This is a genomic window from Cobetia sp. BL01 (assembly GCF_056493605.1).
On the sequence record NZ_JBVBEE010000002.1, the window covers coordinates 120724 to 136244 of the forward strand.

At 64.4% G+C, this 15521-nt stretch carries 12 protein-coding genes and 1 pseudogene; 3 read left to right on the forward strand and 10 right to left on the reverse strand.

Translation table 11 applies throughout. The features are described from left to right. Positions 1 to 68: 68 nt before the first annotated feature. The gene (gene leuD, locus ACZYGA_RS04215; protein WP_191236725.1) at positions 69 to 722 is read right to left on the reverse strand and encodes a 3-isopropylmalate dehydratase small subunit; all 654 of its coding nucleotides are present in this window, start codon (positions 720 to 722) and stop codon (positions 69 to 71) included. Between the two features lie 11 nt (positions 723 to 733). Next, entirely contained in the window at positions 734 to 2185 is a 1452-nt protein-coding gene (gene leuC / locus ACZYGA_RS04220) for a 3-isopropylmalate dehydratase large subunit (RefSeq protein WP_141392273.1), read from the reverse strand. A gap of 320 nt (positions 2186 to 2505) precedes the next feature. Here leuC and ACZYGA_RS04225 point away from each other — a divergent pair, with 320 nt between their 5' ends. Beyond that, positions 2506 to 3396, forward strand: coding sequence for a LysR family transcriptional regulator (locus ACZYGA_RS04225; RefSeq protein WP_077372378.1), 891 nt, complete (start codon positions 2506 to 2508; stop codon positions 3394 to 3396). Positions 3397 to 4567: 1171 nt separating this feature from the next. Here ACZYGA_RS04225 and phaC read toward each other — a convergent pair. The 5 genes and pseudogenes from phaC to prmB all read right to left on the reverse strand — a co-directional run. After that, a pseudogene (phaC, locus tag ACZYGA_RS04230) lies at positions 4568 to 6298 on the reverse strand (class I poly(R)-hydroxyalkanoic acid synthase); the annotation flags it as partial. A 523-nt stretch (positions 6299 to 6821) separates the two neighbouring features. After that, positions 6822 to 7271 (reverse strand): phasin family protein, encoded by a 450-nt coding sequence (locus tag ACZYGA_RS04235; RefSeq protein ID WP_167593039.1) that lies wholly within the window; start codon positions 7269 to 7271, stop codon positions 6822 to 6824. Positions 7272 to 7441: 170 nt separating this feature from the next. Then, positions 7442 to 7951 carry a DUF6489 family protein gene (locus ACZYGA_RS04240; RefSeq protein WP_084209079.1) on the reverse strand — a complete coding sequence of 170 codons (510 nt, stop codon included), beginning with the start codon at positions 7949 to 7951 and terminating at the stop codon, positions 7442 to 7444. Positions 7952 to 8241: 290 nt separating this feature from the next. Further along, complete coding sequence (aroC, locus tag ACZYGA_RS04245; RefSeq protein ID WP_054554938.1) at positions 8242 to 9333, reverse strand: chorismate synthase; 1092 nt, start codon at positions 9331 to 9333, stop codon at positions 8242 to 8244. Between the two features lie 111 nt (positions 9334 to 9444). Continuing rightward, complete coding sequence (gene prmB / locus ACZYGA_RS04250) at positions 9445 to 10407, reverse strand: 50S ribosomal protein L3 N(5)-glutamine methyltransferase (RefSeq protein WP_054554939.1); 963 nt, start codon at positions 10405 to 10407, stop codon at positions 9445 to 9447. A gap of 251 nt (positions 10408 to 10658) precedes the next feature. Between prmB and ACZYGA_RS04255 the strand changes: the two genes are divergently transcribed. Continuing rightward, a complete protein-coding gene (locus tag ACZYGA_RS04255) occupies positions 10659 to 11264 on the forward strand; it encodes a Smr/MutS family protein (RefSeq protein ID WP_136938208.1) in 606 nt (201 codons plus the stop codon). A 100-nt stretch (positions 11265 to 11364) separates the two neighbouring features. Further along, positions 11365 to 12207, forward strand: coding sequence for a transporter substrate-binding domain-containing protein (locus ACZYGA_RS04260; RefSeq protein ID WP_479398419.1), 843 nt, complete (start codon positions 11365 to 11367; stop codon positions 12205 to 12207). Positions 12208 to 12303: 96 nt separating this feature from the next. On the opposite strand, the gene ACZYGA_RS04265 is transcribed toward ACZYGA_RS04260, so the two are convergent. From ACZYGA_RS04265 to ACZYGA_RS04275, 3 genes are read right to left on the reverse strand one after another with little or no spacing between them, the layout of a single operon-like run. Next, positions 12304 to 13542, reverse strand: coding sequence for a patatin-like phospholipase family protein (locus ACZYGA_RS04265; protein ID WP_479398421.1), 1239 nt, complete (start codon positions 13540 to 13542; stop codon positions 12304 to 12306). 48 nt (positions 13543 to 13590) lie between these two features. Further along, positions 13591 to 14547, reverse strand: coding sequence for an alpha/beta fold hydrolase (locus tag ACZYGA_RS04270; RefSeq protein WP_479398423.1), 957 nt, complete (start codon positions 14545 to 14547; stop codon positions 13591 to 13593). Next, the gene (locus ACZYGA_RS04275; protein WP_479398425.1) at positions 14544 to 15479 is read right to left on the reverse strand and encodes an alpha/beta fold hydrolase; all 936 of its coding nucleotides are present in this window, start codon (positions 15477 to 15479) and stop codon (positions 14544 to 14546) included. Before ACZYGA_RS04275 ends, ACZYGA_RS04270 begins: the two co-directional genes overlap by 4 nt. Positions 15480 to 15521: the final 42 nt, after the last annotated feature.

Genomic DNA, 15521 nt, shown 5'->3' on the forward strand with positions numbered 1-15521 from the left:
CACTCTGGACGGCGAGCCATGACGAATGTGTTGCGACTGCGGCGCTGACTGGCGTGACGCTGGACAGATCAGGCCGTCTTGCCATCGCGGAACAGCCAAGGACGCTCGGCGCGATGACGCGTCTCGAAGCTGTCGATGGCGTCCTGATCCTTGAGGGTCAGACCGATGTCATCCAGGCCTTCCATGAGGCAATGCTTGCGGAAGCTGTCCACCTCGAAGGGGATCGACTCACCGGACGGCGTGATGACGGCCTGCGCCTCGAGATCGATATCCAGACGATACCCTTCCACCGCTTCGGCTTCCTTGAACAGGCGATCCACCGTGTCCTCGTCGAGGGTGATCAACAACAGGCCGTTCTTGAACGAGTTGTTGTAGAAGATATCGGCGAAGCTCGGCGCGATGACGACACGGAAGCCGAAGTCGGTCAGTGCCCAGGGCGCGTGCTCCCGCGAGGAGCCGCAACCGAAGTTGCGACGCGCCAGCAGCACGCTTGCGCCTGAGTAACGCGGCTGATTGAGCACGAAATCCGGATTCAGCGGACGCTTGCTGATGTCCTGACCGATATAGCCCTCATCGAGATAACGCAGCTCATCGAAGAGGTTCGGGCCGAAGCCGGTACGCTTGATCGACTTCAGAAACTGCTTCGGGATGATCAGGTCGGTATCGACGTTGGCGCGATCGAGCGGTGCCACGAGGCCCTGCTGGCGAATGAACTTTTCCATGTCGGGCCTCCTCAGGCTGCGTGGGTATCGGAAGTAGGAATGGGGGCAAAGTCACGAACATCAACGAAGTGACCCGCAATCGCGGCAGCGGCGGCCATGGCCGGGCTGACGAGGTGCGTACGCCCACCGAAGCCCTGACGGCCTTCGAAGTTGCGGTTGGAGGTGGAAGCACAATGCTCGCCGGCGCCCAACTTGTCGGCGTTCATCGCCAGACACATGGAGCAGCCCGGCTCGCGCCATTCAAAGCCCGCGGCGAGGAAGATCTCGTGCAGTCCTTCGGCTTCCGCCTGTGCCTTCACCAGGCCAGAGCCCGGCACGACCATCGCCTGCTTGAGGCTCTTGGCGACCGTACGGCCTTCGGCCACGCGCGCCGCTTCACGCAAGTCCTCGATACGCGAGTTGGTGCAGGAGCCGATGAACACGCGGTCCAGCTTGATGTCGGTGATCTTCTGCTGAGCGCTGAGGCCCATGTACTCGAGCGCACGGGTGATGCCACGCGCTTCGGTGTCATCGTTGGCGGCTGCCGGGTCCGGCACCACGCCATTGACGCTGGTGACCTGCTCCGGGCTGGTGCCCCAGGTGACCTGCGGGGCGATGTCTTCCGCCTTGAGCACGACGACCTTGTCGAATTCGGCGTCTGCATCGGAGACCAGATTGCGCCAGTCGGCCACGGCCGCTTCCCACTGCTGGGCGTTCGGCGCATAGGGACGGTCGCGCAGGTAATCGATGGTGATGTCATCGACCCCGACCAGACCGACCCGTGCACCGGCTTCGATGGCCATGTTGCAGATGGTCATGCGGCCTTCCATGGAGATGTCCTGGATGGCGGAGCCGCCGAATTCGATGGCATAGCCGGTACCGCCGGCGGTGCCGATCTCACCGATGATGGCGAGCACGACATCCTTGGCGGTGACGCCAGTGCCGAGACGACCATCGACGCGCACCAGCATGTTCTTCATCTTGCGCTGGATCAGACACTGGGTGGCGAGCACGTGCTCGACCTCGGAGGTGCCGATACCGTGAGCGAGTGCCGCGAAGGCACCGTGGGTCGCGGTGTGGGAATCGCCACACACCACGGTCATGCCCGGCAGGGTCGCGCCCTGCTCCGGCCCGACCACGTGCACGATGCCCTGACGCGCATCATTGATGGTGAACTGCTCGATGTTGAAGCTGTTGCAGTTGTCGTCGAGGGTCTGCACCTGGATGCGAGAGGTTTCATCCTCGATCCCCGCGATACCGGCAGCGCGCTCCTTGAGAGAGGTCGGCACGTTGTGGTCCGGCGTTGCCAGGTTGGCATCCAGACGCCACGGCTTGCGACCGGCCAGACGCAGCCCTTCGAAGGCCTGCGGCGACGTCACTTCGTGCAGCAGGTGACGGTCGATGTAGATGAGTGCAGTACCGTCTTCACGTTGCTTGACCAGATGCTGGTCCCACAACTTGTCATAAAGGGTCTGGCTGGCCATGTCGTGTCTCCTCGTGGCGCCCTACGGTAAGAGCGCTTGCTGCCTCGGGGCTCGTGGCGGCCCCTTGATGAGGTGTGTCGTCCAGTGTTGATGGCGGGGCGGTCGTGCGAGCCATGTCGCAGGTGGCTTGCCACCAGAGGCTCGAGCATCGCCGCCGCGTCCTGTGTCATCAAGAGTACTCGGCGGCGATGAATAAAAGCAATTCATGTTTTTCATGCTTTGGATTCCCAGAAGGAATACCATTGTCTCAGCCGACATTCCCCCTGATCGCACGGAAGATCATTCTTCTGAACGCCCTCATGACAGGATAGCTGCCTCACATGGACACTCCCTCTCTTCAGGCCTTCGTTGCCGTCGCGGAAACCGCCTCCTTCTCGCTGGCGGCCGAACAGCTGCACCTGACACAACCCGCTGTCTCCAAACGCATCGCGCAGCTGGAACAGCTCCACGGCGCGCGGCTGTTTGATCGCATCGGGCGGCGCGTCACCCTGACGGAGGCCGGCAATATCCTGCTGCCGCGGGCCCGTGCCATTCTGGTGATGCACGATGACACGCGGCGCGCGCTGCGCAATCTGTCCGGCGAGGTAAAAGGCAGCCTGACGATGGCGACCAGCCACCATGTGGGCCTGCACCGTCTGCCGCCACTGCTCAAGGCCTTTACCATGTCCCATCCCGAGGTACGCATGGACATGCGCTTCCTGGATTCGGAACAGGCCTATCAGGGCGTACTGGATGGGGAGCTGGAACTGGCCGTCGTCACTCTGGCACCGCATCGCGATCCCAATCTGACGGTGGTGCCGGTGTGGCTGGACGAGATGCGCTTCGTGTGCGGACGAGACCACCCGCTGGCGGGACACAAGGCGTTGCCGCTGGCCGCCCTTTCACAGCACGACGCCGTGCTGCCGGGCCACCTGACCTTCACGCGTGGCATCGTCATCGACACCTTCGCGCGTGACGGCCTCTCGGTGGAAGTCTCGATGTCCACCAACTACCTCGAGACCCTCAAGATGATGGTCGCCATCGGCCTGGGCTGGAGCGTGCTGCCGGAAAGCATGATCGACGACGAGATCGAGATCCTGCCCATCGACCACCGCCCCATCGAGCGCCAGCTCGGCTACCTCTATCACAACAACCGCACCCTCTCGAATGCCGCCAGCGCCATGATCGAGCTGCTGGAAGGGGCAAGGGATGCGGCCTCGAGACACCGCTGACGAATTTCGAAAGCACAACGCCAGCCCTGAGGGCTGGCGTTGCTGTAGAACGTCCTGCTGGTGGTGCCGCTGATCAGCGCTTGCCAGTGTCCTTGTCATTGCCCGCTGAGCCATCCGTCTTGCTGGCCGCAGGCTTGGCCTCGTCCTTCTTGGCCTCTTCCGCTGCCTTGGCGGCGGCGGCCTTGCTGGCGTTGGAGGGACGGCCACGGCGCGGCTTGGGCGCTGCACTGCCGGTATCACTCTTGGCATCTGCACCCGCCGCACTGCCAGTGTCACTCTTGGCGGCAGATCCAGCAGCCTTGGCTGTGCTTCCAGCACCTGTGCTGCTGGCTGTCTTGGCAGTGCTTCCAGTGCTCGCACTCCCCGTCGAACTGGCGGCCGACTTGCTGGCCGCGGCGCGCTTGGTGGTGCTGGCTGTCGTCTTGCTGGAGGCCGCCGGCTTGCTTGCCGCGGTGCTCTTGGGAGCACTGGCCGCCGCCTTGCTCTGTGTCGCAGGCTGCTTGGCAGCGGGCGATGTCGCCGTGCTGCTGGAGCCCGAGGCAGTGGAAGCAGCGCCGCCGGTTGAGGTGCCGGCCGCTGACGGCTTGCTGTCAGAGGCTGACTTGCTCGCCGTCGTCTTGGCCGCAGTTGTCTTGTTCGCGGTCGTCTTGTTGGCAGTCGTCTTGCTGGCAGCTGTCTTGCGCGGCGTGGAGGTCTTCGCCGCTGAGCTACCTGTACTGCTGGCAGCCGTGCTCGCAGTGCTCGGTTTTGCCGTGCTCTGTTTTGCAGTGCTGTCGCTGGCCGTGCTGCTGGTGGGCGTTGCGCTCTTGGAAGCAGTGCTCTTGGTAGCAGGGCTTTTGGAAGCCGTGCTCTTGGGTGCAGCACGTTTGCGCGCGGCGGGCTTGCTTGCCGGCGCTGCTGACTCAGTAGCCGCTGATGCTGCCTTGGAAGCGGCAGGCCCGGTGCTGGCGCCTTGCGCCCTGGAGGCACCGGACGAGCTGCTGCCCTTCGCGTCGCTGGCATCATTGCTCGCCTTGCCCGCCGCGCTCCCTGTCATTGCCGACACCATCTCTTCCAGTGGCAGCGTGACCTGCTTGAGCGCGTCATTCATGCGCTTCTCGACCGTCTCCTGCACATCACGCACGGTCTTGAGCTGCGCCTGTGCGGCTGAGGTGATCTCTTCCGGCACAGTCTGGCCGAGTACTTCGGGGATGGTCTGGCGCGCATAACGCCCCGGCGCCGCTTCGATCACGTCGAGCTTGCCCTCACCCGGCGTGCGCGCAGAGACTTCCGGTTCCGGCTCGACGAAACCATTGCCGGACATCCATGCCTGCCAGTCATTCCACCAGGAGCCTTCATGCGCCTCGGTGCCTTCAAGCCAGGCATCCGGTGTCGCCGGCAGCTCGTCATTGGTGACGTAGCCGTACTTGTTCTTGTGCGGCGGATTGACGATACCCGCGATATGGCCTGAGCCACCCAGCACGAAGCGCTTGATGGAAGCCTTGGGCAGCTGGGTGCCGTTGTAGGTGGTCTGCCACTTGGCGATGTGATCCTCGCGGGCGGAGACCCAATAGCTGGGAATCTCGATCTGCGAGAGGTCGATCGGGACACCGTCCAGCTCGATACCGCCGGGCTGCACAAGGCGGTTCTCCAGATACATGTGACGCAGATACCAGGCATGGGTACCGGCCGGCAGGTTGGTGCCGTCGGTATTCCAGTACAGCAGGTCGAACGCGGTCGGCGCTTCGCCCTTGAGATAGTTGGAGACGTAGAACGACCAGAAGAGGTCATTCTCGCGCAGCAGGTTGAAGGAGAACGCCATCACGCGGCCATCCAGGTAGCCGTCCTGCGCCATCTGCTTCTCAAGGCCCTGCAGTACCGGCTCGTTGAGGAAGACACCGATCTCGCCGGGATCGGAGAAGTCCTGCAACGTCGCCATGTAACTGACCGAGCGCACGCGATCCGCCTGTTTCCTGGCCGTGAGATAGGCCATGGTGCTGGCCGTCAGCGTGCCGCCGATGCAGTAGGACAGGATATTGACCTGCTTCTCGCCGGTGGCCTGCTCGATGGCATCCATCGCGGCAAGCGGCCCCATCTGCATGTAATCGGCCCAGGTGAGATCGCTCTGCTCCGGCCCGGGATTGCGCCAGGAGATCAGGAACACGGTGTGCCCCTGCTCCACCAGCCAGCGCATCATCGAATTGTCCTGACGCAGATCGAGAATGTAGTACTTGTTGATCCACGGCGGCACGACCAGCAACGGCGTACTGAAGGCCTTTTCCGTCGCCGGGCGATACTGGATCAGCTGGATCAGCTCATTCTCGAACACCACATCCCCCGGCGTGACGGCGATGTTGTCGCCGAGACGGAAGGCTTCGGTGTCGGTCATCGCGACATTGATGCCTTCGGCGGAGTTGGCAAGGTCTTCCCGCAGACGCTTCAAGCCGTCGAGCAGATTCTGGCCGCCGGTTTCGCGGGTCACCCGCTGCACTTCCGGGTTGGTGGAGGCGAAGTTGGAGGGCGAGAAGGCACTGACGTACTGGCGCGCGTAGAACTCGAGATTGCGCTTTTGGCTCTCCGGCAATCCCTTGATGCCCGCCAGCATCTCATCCACGGCGCGCGAGAACAGCAGATATTGCTGCACGAGGAAGTGATAATACGGTTCGCTCTGCCAGGCCTCATCGCGGAAGCGACGATCAGAGCGTGCGGGGCTGATCACGGGCTCGACACTCTCACCGCTCATCTCGCGCAGCGTGCCCTGCATCAGGGCCATCTGGTCCTGGAAGAGGCGGGTCTGCGTGGAAATCAGCAACTGGGGGTCACGTGCCAGTGCCTCCGCGCCTGCCTGGAAGCAACGTCCCATCTCGTCGTAGATGGTGGAGGCAGCAGCACTTGGCCACAGGCGCTCCAGCATGTCACTCATCAGAGCCTGATACTGGGTGCTGGCTTCCTGTACCACGCCGGCCCATTCGCCGCCGTCGGCGCCATCGGGGAACAGATGGGAAAAGGCCTGAGAGAATGCCTGAGAAAGTGCCTGCTGCTGGGCTGAAACCATATCGCCCGTCCTCCTTGTCATTGGCTATCGAAGCATGGCTGTCGAAGCATGGCTGTCGAACGAACGCCGACATGCACGATTTCATCGAACCGAATCCTTCCGTATCTCTGCAGTGCAATGCCCTCGAAAGGCGTTCGCGGCGCCGTCACTGGCACCTTGCACCGACTCTCTTCACTCTGGCGTCACTCTGGCAGGCCAGAGCCTTGCAGTCCGCTTTCCGTCGCATTCATGCCAGAGGCGCGAATACGACGGAAAGCCGGCTGAGACCTCTCATCTGTCGTCTTGCCGCCTCGGGGGGCGACTCTCAGCATGCACCCGGGCCGTGATGGGGGCAATGCCTGACCTCGCCAAAAAAAGGGCTGGCGCGTGCGCCAGCCCTCTCGATGATTCTTCAGCTCTGCTTGGCGCGGCTGGTGGCACTTGCCGGCTTGCTGGTGCTGTCTTTCGCGGCATCCGCCGTGGCGGAAGACGCCTTGCTGGCAGCGGAAGATGCCTTGTCCGTGGCTTCCTTGCCCGCATCGGAATAGGCCTGTTCCATCTGGCTGCGCATCTCGTTGCCCATTTCCGCCAGTTTCAGGGAATCGTCCATCATCTGCTGGGACAGCTCGGTGGCCACTTCCAGCTGACGATTGCCGAATTCGCTGAGCTGCTCGACACTCTTCACTTCCGTCGCGGCGCGGGCACGCTCGAAACCGGTATCGGCATAGCGCTTGGCGGCATCCATCTGGAACTCGGCCACCTTGCTCATGTGGTCGAGCACCAGGCTGTTGAGCTTGCGCATCGGCTGATAGAAGCTGCGGGCCTGCTCGGCAAAGGCGTTGAACATCTGATCCTGTTGCATGACGGTTCCTCCCATGGATTCCGTACCGGAAGAGCGCGCAGAAGACTCTGCGCCATCTTTGGAGCGCAGCATTATGCTGCACTGCACAAAGACTAGTCTGCTCCCGAAGCGGTTGCAATCCCATGACGATAATCCTGCACCGCAATGCCTTCAGCTTCCCTCGTCATCCATCAGTCACGCTGACTGCGTGAGCGCGCGCTGGCGGCCTTGGGTCTGTCCTCAGCGGCCGCCTTCTGCGCAGCTCCCGCATGCGGGTCATTCCCAGCGGGCTCACTGTCGCCACCACTGGCCCCACCACTGGCGTTGCCCGTGCCCTGCTGACCGAACTGCTGCAAGGTATCCAGCATCATCTTCTGGTACTGCTGGAAAGCCGCCATGCCCTTGGCCATGCTGTCGCCCATCTCGTTGGATGAGGCCCCCGGGGAATCAGCCGCTGACGCGCCACCCATCCCCGCCATGCCTTCCGCCATCCCCGGCGGCATGAACCGGGCAAACGGCGTGCCCGCCCCCGGTGTCATCAGCGGCTTGAGCAGGCTCATCGGATCATAGCCCTCGACGCCCGCTTCCATCTGGCGACGAAAGCGCTCCATCAATTCTTGTTGAAAGGCTTCCACATCCGGCAGGCCCATCGCCTGGCGAAACTCCTGAGGCGTCAGGTCGAATTCGACATTGATCTTCATGGCAGTGTCCTTGTGTTGTCTGCCCGCGCACGGCGTGGTGCGCGAGTCCGCTGGCATGCTTGCCATTCGAGTCTAGCAGCGAGAATGACACGGGGGCAGCCTGCTACTTACGCCTTTTCTTATTTACTTTGTGCAAGCCAACCCACCACGCAAGACGCCCCAGCCACGAAGGATGCAGGGCATCACTCCACGGATGGGGCGTCTCTTTCTCACTAAAAGTTCAGCAGCTTGGCAGCGTTACAAGTTCAACAGCTGGGCAGCGCCAGCAGTTCAGCCGCGCCGCAAGCGGCTTACACCTCGCGCAGCACCGGTGTGTCGACCTTGACGTCGGCATTCTGGCCACGATGGCGCAGCAGGTGGTCCATCAACGTCAGCGCGACCATCGCCTCGGCGATCGGCGTGGCACGGATGCCGACACACGGATCATGACGGCCGGTGGTGATCACCTCGACCGCCTCGCCGTTGACGTCGATGCTGCGACCCGGCAGGCGCAGGCTGGAGGTCGGCTTGAGCGCGATGCTGGCACGCAGGGTCTGGCCGCTGGTGATGCCGCCCAGGATGCCGCCGGCATGATTGGAGAGGAAACCTTCCGGCGTCATCTCGTCACGGTGCTCGGTACCCTTCTGGCTGACCACGGCGAACCCGTCCCCGATCTCGACGCCCTTAACAGCGTTGATGCTCATCAGGCCATGGGCCAGCTCGGCATCGATGCGATCGAAGATCGGCTCACCGAGACCCACCGGCACGCCAGTCGCCTCGACGGTGACCTTGGCGCCCACGGAATCGCCTTCCTTGCGCAGGGCGTCCATATACTGCTCCAGCTCCTCGAGGCGGTCCGCATCGCCACAGAAGAACGGATTGGTGTCGACCAGCGACCAGTCCTTGACCTCAAGCTCGATGGGACCGAGCTGGGACAGATAGCCGCGCACCTGCACGCCGTGGCTCGCCAGATACTTCTTGGCGATGGCACCGGCGGCGACGCGCATGGCCGTCTCGCGCGCGGAGCTGCGGCCACCGCCACGGTAGTCACGCTCACCATACTTGTGGTGATAGGTGTAGTCGGCGTGGGCCGGACGGAACTGGTCCTTGATCTTGCCGTAGTCCTTGGAGCGCTGATCGGTGTTCTCGATCATCAGGCCGATGGCCGTGCCGGTGGTGCGGCCCTCGAACACGCCCGAGAGAATGCGCACCTGGTCCGGCTCGCGCCGCTGGGTGGTGTGGCGCGAGGTGCCGGGACGGCGGCGGTCCAGATCGATCTGCAGATCCGCTTCGCTGATCTCGATGCCCGGCGGGCAACCATCGATGATGGCGCCCAGCGCCGGGCCATGGCTTTCGCCGAAGGTGGTGACAGTGAACAGCTTGCCGAAGGTATTTCCGGACATTCAGGGGGTCCTCAGGCGATGCCGCCGGTCATGGCCGACGGCGTTCTGATAATAGTTGTCGTGAGCTTTTCAGGTCTGGGGCTGAAGCGAAGGCACCAGACGAGCCTGTCTTCAGGCGAATTCGGGGGCGCAGACGTCCAGTGTCTGGGCATCGATGGCGAAGACGCCGTTGCCGCCGCGCTCGAACTCCAGCCACATGAAGGGCACGTCCGGGAACGCGTCCATCAGGTGGCGCTCGGAGTTGCCGACCTCGACGATCAAGACGCCGTCGTCGGTCAGGTAGTCACGCGCCTCGCGCAGGATACGGCGCACGATATCCAGGCCATCATCACCGGCGCCCAGCGCCAGCGCCGGCTCGTGGCCGAATTCCTGCGGCATGTGGGAGAGATCGAAACTGTCCACGTAGGGCGGATTGGAGACGATCAGGTCATAGCGCTTGCCGGCCACGCCCGCGAACAGGTCCGACTGCACGGCGATGACCCGCCCTGCCACATCGTGACGCTCGATGTTGCGACGCGCGACTTCCAGCGCCTCGCTGCTGATATCGACCAGATCCACCTCGGCGGTCGGCATCACCAGCGCCGTGGCGATCCCGATGCAGCCGGAACCGGTGCACATGTCCAGCACCCGGGTCGGCGGCAGTTCCGGGAACCAGGCCGAGAAGCCGCTCTCGATCAGTTCGGCGATCGGCGAGCGCGGAATCAGCACGCGCTCATCGACATCGAAGGGCACGCCGGTGAAGAAGGCTTCACCGAGCAGATACGGCAGCGGCTTGCGGGTGGTGATGCGTTCACGCACCAGCGCCACGATGCGCGCACGCTCCATGGTCAGCAGACGGGCGTCGATCACGGCGGGGTCCGTGTCCCACGGCAGATGCAGCGCACCCAGCACCAGCGCCACCGCCTCGTCCCAGGCAGAGTCGGTGCCGTGGGCGAAGTGCAGACGGTGCGCGTGGAACTCGCTGGTCGCCCAGCGAATCAGGTCGCGCAGAGTCACCAGCTCCTCGACGAGACGGGAATCCGGCTCACTGAGGCTGGAAGGATGGCGCAGGTCGGACGCGGAAGTAGTGGACACGGTGATTCCTGTAAGCGGACAGATGGACAACGAGCGCCGCCAGTCATGAAGCGTCGGTGGCGTCTCGCGCAGGCATTGTAGCGTTCACGAGGCGTGGCGGCGACCCTTGCACGCGCCATGGTCACCGCGCGTGACGTGCGCGACATCATGGGACGCCACTGACCTTGCACGGCACGGCGCGGTGCTTCACAGCACCGACAGCCACGCTATACTGCGCCCCTTGCCATTCACCGCTTGCGGAGCCCCCAGCCATGCCCCCCCGACACGACGACAGCTCGGATGACGGCGACGATTTCAACGCCTTCCGCGCCGCCCTCAAACAGGCCGGCGTGCGCAAGATCACCAGCAACCGGGCAGACCCCGGCCGCAAGCCGCTCAGCCGTGACGAGCAGGCCCGACTGGCCGCGCGTCGCGCTGCCGCCAGCGAAGCCTCGACCGACTCTCTCGGCACGCCATCGCGCACCACGGACGGCCAGGTCGAACCGGTCACGCCCAGCCAGCTGCTCGACTTCGCGGTACCGGACCTCCCCTACCGCCAGCGCCAGCGCCTCAAGCGCGGCGAGATCGCTTGGGAAGCCGGTCTCGATCTGCACGGCTACACACTGGAGCAGGCGCGCAGCGAGCTGGAATCCTTCATCGATGACGCCATCGCGCGGCGCTCACGCTGTGTGCTGGTCGTACATGGCAAGGCGTGGACCGGCATGGCGGATCACCCGATCATCAAGAGCCACGTCAACGCCTGGCTGCGCCAGTGGCCGGACGTGCTGGCCTTCACCTCGGCGCTGGAGCTGGACGGCGGCAGCGGCGCAGTTTATGTATTGTTGCGCAGCAAGGGCCGTGATCCGTTGATGGACTGAGCGCCCCCTCGGTCGTCACGCCGCCGACAAATTGACGATCTGAACATCTGAAGCAGGCCTCACGCCGAGCCTGCCACCATAACGACAAGGGAACACCCCGATGACACCCAACGCTGAACACTCCACACGCCAGCCCTCACGCCGCGCGCGCTCCACCGCCATCTTCAGCGGCGTGACCGCAGCCACCCTGTCACTGACGCTTGCCATGCCCGCTGCCGCCAGCGATTCCCTGGCCGACAGCACGCTTTCCCGCGTGAAGGACACTCAGGTGCTGAAGGTCTGCACCACCGGTGACTATGCCCCCTTCAGCCATCGTGAAGACGACGGCGAGTTCGAGGGCATCGACCTCGACATGGCCGCCTCGCTGGCCGCAAGCCTGGGCGCAAGCGTCGAGACGGTTCCGACCAGCTGGCCGACGCTGATGGAGGACTTCACCTCCGGCAAGTGCGACATCGCCATGTCCGGTATCTCGATCAAGCTGGATCGTCAGGCACAGGCCTACTTCAGCCTGCCCTACCAGACCGGCGGCAAGACGCCCATCGTGCGCTGTGAAGATGTCGACAAGTACCAGACCGTCGCCCAGATCAATCAGCCGAGCGTGCGCATCACCGTCAATCCGGGCGGCACCAACGAGCGCTTCGCCAACGAGTTTCTCGGTGATGCCACCCGTGTGGCACACGATGACAACCGCACCATCTTCAACAACATCATCGAAGACCGCGCCGACGTGATGGTGACGGATGCCATCGAGACCCAGCTGCAGGCCAGCCGTCACCCGGCGCTGTGCAGCGTGCATCCTGATGCGCCATTCACCTTTTCCCAGAAGGGCTATCTGCTGCCGCTGGGTGACAACATCTGGAAAGCCTATGTGGATCAGTGGCTGACCCAGATGCAGGGCACCGGCGAGCAGGCCGCCATCTTCGAGAAATGGATCAAGGGCTGAACCAGCGCGTCAGCGTCAGCCTGAGCCACATGCCAAAAGCCCCCGCCAATCTCGTTTGGCGGGGGCTTGCGTCATTGCCGCGTGATCATCGACCTCCTAGCCATCCAGCCCCTTCTCGTAACGATCCAGCGCCTCGGCGGCCAGGTGACGGCCCAGCTTGATCAGGCCTTCGGCCCGATGGAATTCGTAGGCGCCACACACCGTCTTGGGGATCTCGACCAGAATGTCCGGCGGATACCCGGCGATCTTGTACTTGGCCAGTGTCGCCTGGGTGATATCGAAGGAGCGCATCATCATGTCGAGCTTGCCCCAGGCCTGCTCCGGCGAATTGTCGTCGTCGACTCCCTCCTCGATCTCCGCGAGCCGCCGCGACTCCCGATTCTCGCTCTGACGCCCCTGCGCCTCGCGCGGATCAGCGTCGTCCCGGCCCTCCTTCACGGCCTGATTCAGCACATCGTTCAGGGTCGCGCCCGCGCTGGTGGCGGGCTCCGTCTCCGGCGCCTCCGACAAGGCCGTGAAGGGCGGGGCGAGACTGCCTCCCGGCGGCAGCGGCACGCCGCCCAGGGGGCTCACCGCCGAGGTGGAGGATGGCGGTGGCTCGGCGAGCTCAGGAGGCTGCGTCGCCTCACGCTCGGCCGAGAACATGCGCTCGGCACTGCGGCGCACGCCACGCAGCCAGTCACCGAATCCGCCCTCCTGCGCCTGCAGCGCGGCCTCGCGTGCTTCCTCTTCGGCCGCCTCCGCCGGGGGCAGCATCTGCTCCAGCGTCTGGTTGCGCGGCGAGTGCGCGGTGGCATTCACCGCCAGCACCAGATCCACATGCGCGGCCACCAGCGGCGTGATGGGCAACGGATTCATCAAGCCACCATCCACCAGCATCTTGCGATCGCGCTGCACCGGCGTGATCACCCCCGGCACGGCGATGGAGGCCCGGATCGCCTCGAGCAGATTGCCGCTCTGGAACCAGACCTCCTTCTGCGCGATCAGGTCCGTGGCAACGGTGGTGAGCGGTATCGGCAGGTCCTCGATACGCGTATCCCCGATCAGGGCCTCCAGCTCTTCCATGATGCGACGGGCGCGAATGGCGCCCATCGGGCTCCAGGTCACGTCCACCAGTCGCAGCACATCGAAATAATCCAGCTTGCACACCCAGTCCCGATAGGCGTCGAGCTGACCGGCCGCATAGATGCCGCCCACCAGCGCGCCCATGGAGCAGCCGGAGATGGCGCGAATGTCATAGCCCCGCGCCAGCACTTCCTCGATGACACCGATATGGGCATAACCGCGTGCCCCGCCACTCCCCAGTGCCAGGGCGATGGTCTTGCGCTTGGCCATGGCATGTCTCCCGATGACGATGATGAAGGATGACCTTGGCGCGACGGACTACTCCCCCGCGACGGTCCAGTCGATGATCCGTGCCGCGACCGACGCGACATGTCCCGGCTCCAGATGCAGGTGATGGCCGCCGGGCAGGACGCAACGCTCCAGCCCGCGCACGGCCGCTCGCGCCAGCTGCGCTTCGGGCCGCTCCCTCAGGATACCCTGCTCCCCCTCGATCAGCAGCACCGGCTGATTGACGGCGGCCAGCAGCGCCAGTACCTGCTCCGGGGTATAGCGCATCACCGAGGGTCTGAGCAGACGACGGTCACTGCACAGCCGCCAGCCCTCTTCGAGGGGTTCGAGGTTGCGCTCGACCACCGGGCGTATCGTCTCGGCATCCACGGGCGTGACGCCACCGGCCACACGCGCCGCCACCGCCTCCTCGATGCCACGATAGTGCGCACGACGCGAGGGCTGGCTCCCCGAGGCCTCTCGCGAGAGCGGACGCGCATGACGCGCCAGCAGGCCACGGCGCAACTGCCCCACCACCTCGTCAGCCGGTGTCGCCAGCGCCCCGATACCGTCGATCAGCACCAGTCGGGCGACATGCTCCGGCAGGGCCGCTGCAACTTGTCCGGCGACGGCAGCGCCAAGCGAGTGCGCCAGCAAGGTGACCGGTGCCTCCGACATGCCCTCGCCTCGCAACCCTTCCAGCGCTTCGATGACATCGTGACAATAATCCCACACCGCATAGTCGCCATCCGGCCCCTGGGGACTCGAGCGACCATGCCCGACCAGGTCGATGGCCACGATCCGGATGCCCAGTCGCTCACACAGCAGAGGTGCCAGGCGCGTGAAGCTGGCGGCATTGTCGAGCCAGCCGTGCAGCGCCAGCCATACCGGGGCATCAGCGCTGACCTGCTCGGAGCGCCACTCCAGCGCCGCTATCTCGCCGCCGCAGCGACGCGTGAACGTCAAGGGACGAGGGGATGGGCGTGATGTGCCCGTCGTGGAATTCATGCCATCAACTCCGGTGCCAATTGCGTGAGGGTCGCCAGCAGCGCCTCACGCGTCAGATCAGGGTGCTCAAAAGGATACATGTGTCCGCCCGGCACCGTGGCGACCTCAAGCCCGGCCCGTTGGAGCCTGGCGATGCGCAGTGGCGTCAAGAGGTCCGACTGCTCACCTGCCAGTATCTTCACCGGCACCTTGAGCCTGGCCACGGACCCCGTGAGGTGATCACTCAGATGCCGGAAGATCTCCACCTCGTGACGCGTATCGAAGCTCAGCGACAGGCTGCCATCGCCGTGGCGATGCGTGGCATGCTCGATGTAGTCCGCAAGTGCGCGGGGCGTGAAGTTGGCGAACAGCGAGCGGCGACGCAGGTAATCATGCATCGCCTGAGGCGAATCCCAGCGGGCACGCCGGCCACGCGTGCGCCCTGCCGGCGTGACACGGTCGATGAAACCGAAGCGCTTGGCGATCTTGAGGCCGATGGCATCACGTCCCAGCATCAAGGGCGGGTCAAGCAGGATGACGCAGTGGAAACGCGCCGGCTGCTTGAGCGCGGCCATGTAGTTGACCACGCCTCCCAGCGAATGCCCTACCCCGATGACCTTGCGACTGTCCGGCGTACCCACCGGCCCCAGCGCCGTGTCCAGACAGGCCAGCCATTCGTCCCGCAGCGCGATCAGATTGCGCCCCACCGGATAGGCGGGATCATGCGCCAACCTGTCCACCGGCAGCAGATCGAACGACTCGGCCAACGGGGCCAGCAGGCTGTTGTAACAGGCGCCGGTGAAGCCATTGGCATGGGCAAACGCCAGCAGCGGCCGTGACTCTCGCGGCTCGGACACCTCCCGAGGCTCCGCTTGCGGCGTGACCTGCCCGGCCTCTGCCACGGCGGCTTGCCCAGCGGATGCTGATGAGGCATTGCGGGATGGCACTGTCATCATGAAGTCTCCTCACCTTGCGTGGCGGTGTCGCCGGATGCC

Excerpts from the sequence above, each read along its gene's own strand:
- leuD (WP_191236725.1), bottom strand. The coding sequence starts at position 722 with ATGGAAAAGTTCATTCGCCAGCAGGGCCTCGTGGCACCGCTCGATCGC.
- leuC (WP_141392273.1), bottom strand. The coding sequence starts at position 2,185 with ATGGCCAGCCAGACCCTTTATGACAAGTTGTGGGACCAGCATCTGGTC.
- ACZYGA_RS04225 (WP_077372378.1), top strand. The coding sequence starts at position 2,506 with ATGGACACTCCCTCTCTTCAGGCCTTCGTTGCCGTCGCGGAAACCGCC.
- ACZYGA_RS04235 (WP_167593039.1), bottom strand. The coding sequence starts at position 7,271 with ATGCAACAGGATCAGATGTTCAACGCCTTTGCCGAGCAGGCCCGCAGC.
- ACZYGA_RS04240 (WP_084209079.1), bottom strand. The coding sequence starts at position 7,951 with ATGAAGATCAATGTCGAATTCGACCTGACGCCTCAGGAGTTTCGCCAG.
- aroC (WP_054554938.1), bottom strand. The coding sequence starts at position 9,333 with ATGTCCGGAAATACCTTCGGCAAGCTGTTCACTGTCACCACCTTCGGC.
- ACZYGA_RS04255 (WP_136938208.1), top strand. The coding sequence starts at position 10,659 with ATGCCCCCCCGACACGACGACAGCTCGGATGACGGCGACGATTTCAAC.
- ACZYGA_RS04260 (WP_479398419.1), top strand. The coding sequence starts at position 11,365 with ATGACACCCAACGCTGAACACTCCACACGCCAGCCCTCACGCCGCGCG.
- ACZYGA_RS04265 (WP_479398421.1), bottom strand. The coding sequence starts at position 13,542 with ATGGCCAAGCGCAAGACCATCGCCCTGGCACTGGGGAGTGGCGGGGCA.
- ACZYGA_RS04270 (WP_479398423.1), bottom strand. The coding sequence starts at position 14,547 with ATGAATTCCACGACGGGCACATCACGCCCATCCCCTCGTCCCTTGACG.
- ACZYGA_RS04275 (WP_479398425.1), bottom strand. The coding sequence starts at position 15,479 with ATGACAGTGCCATCCCGCAATGCCTCATCAGCATCCGCTGGGCAAGCC.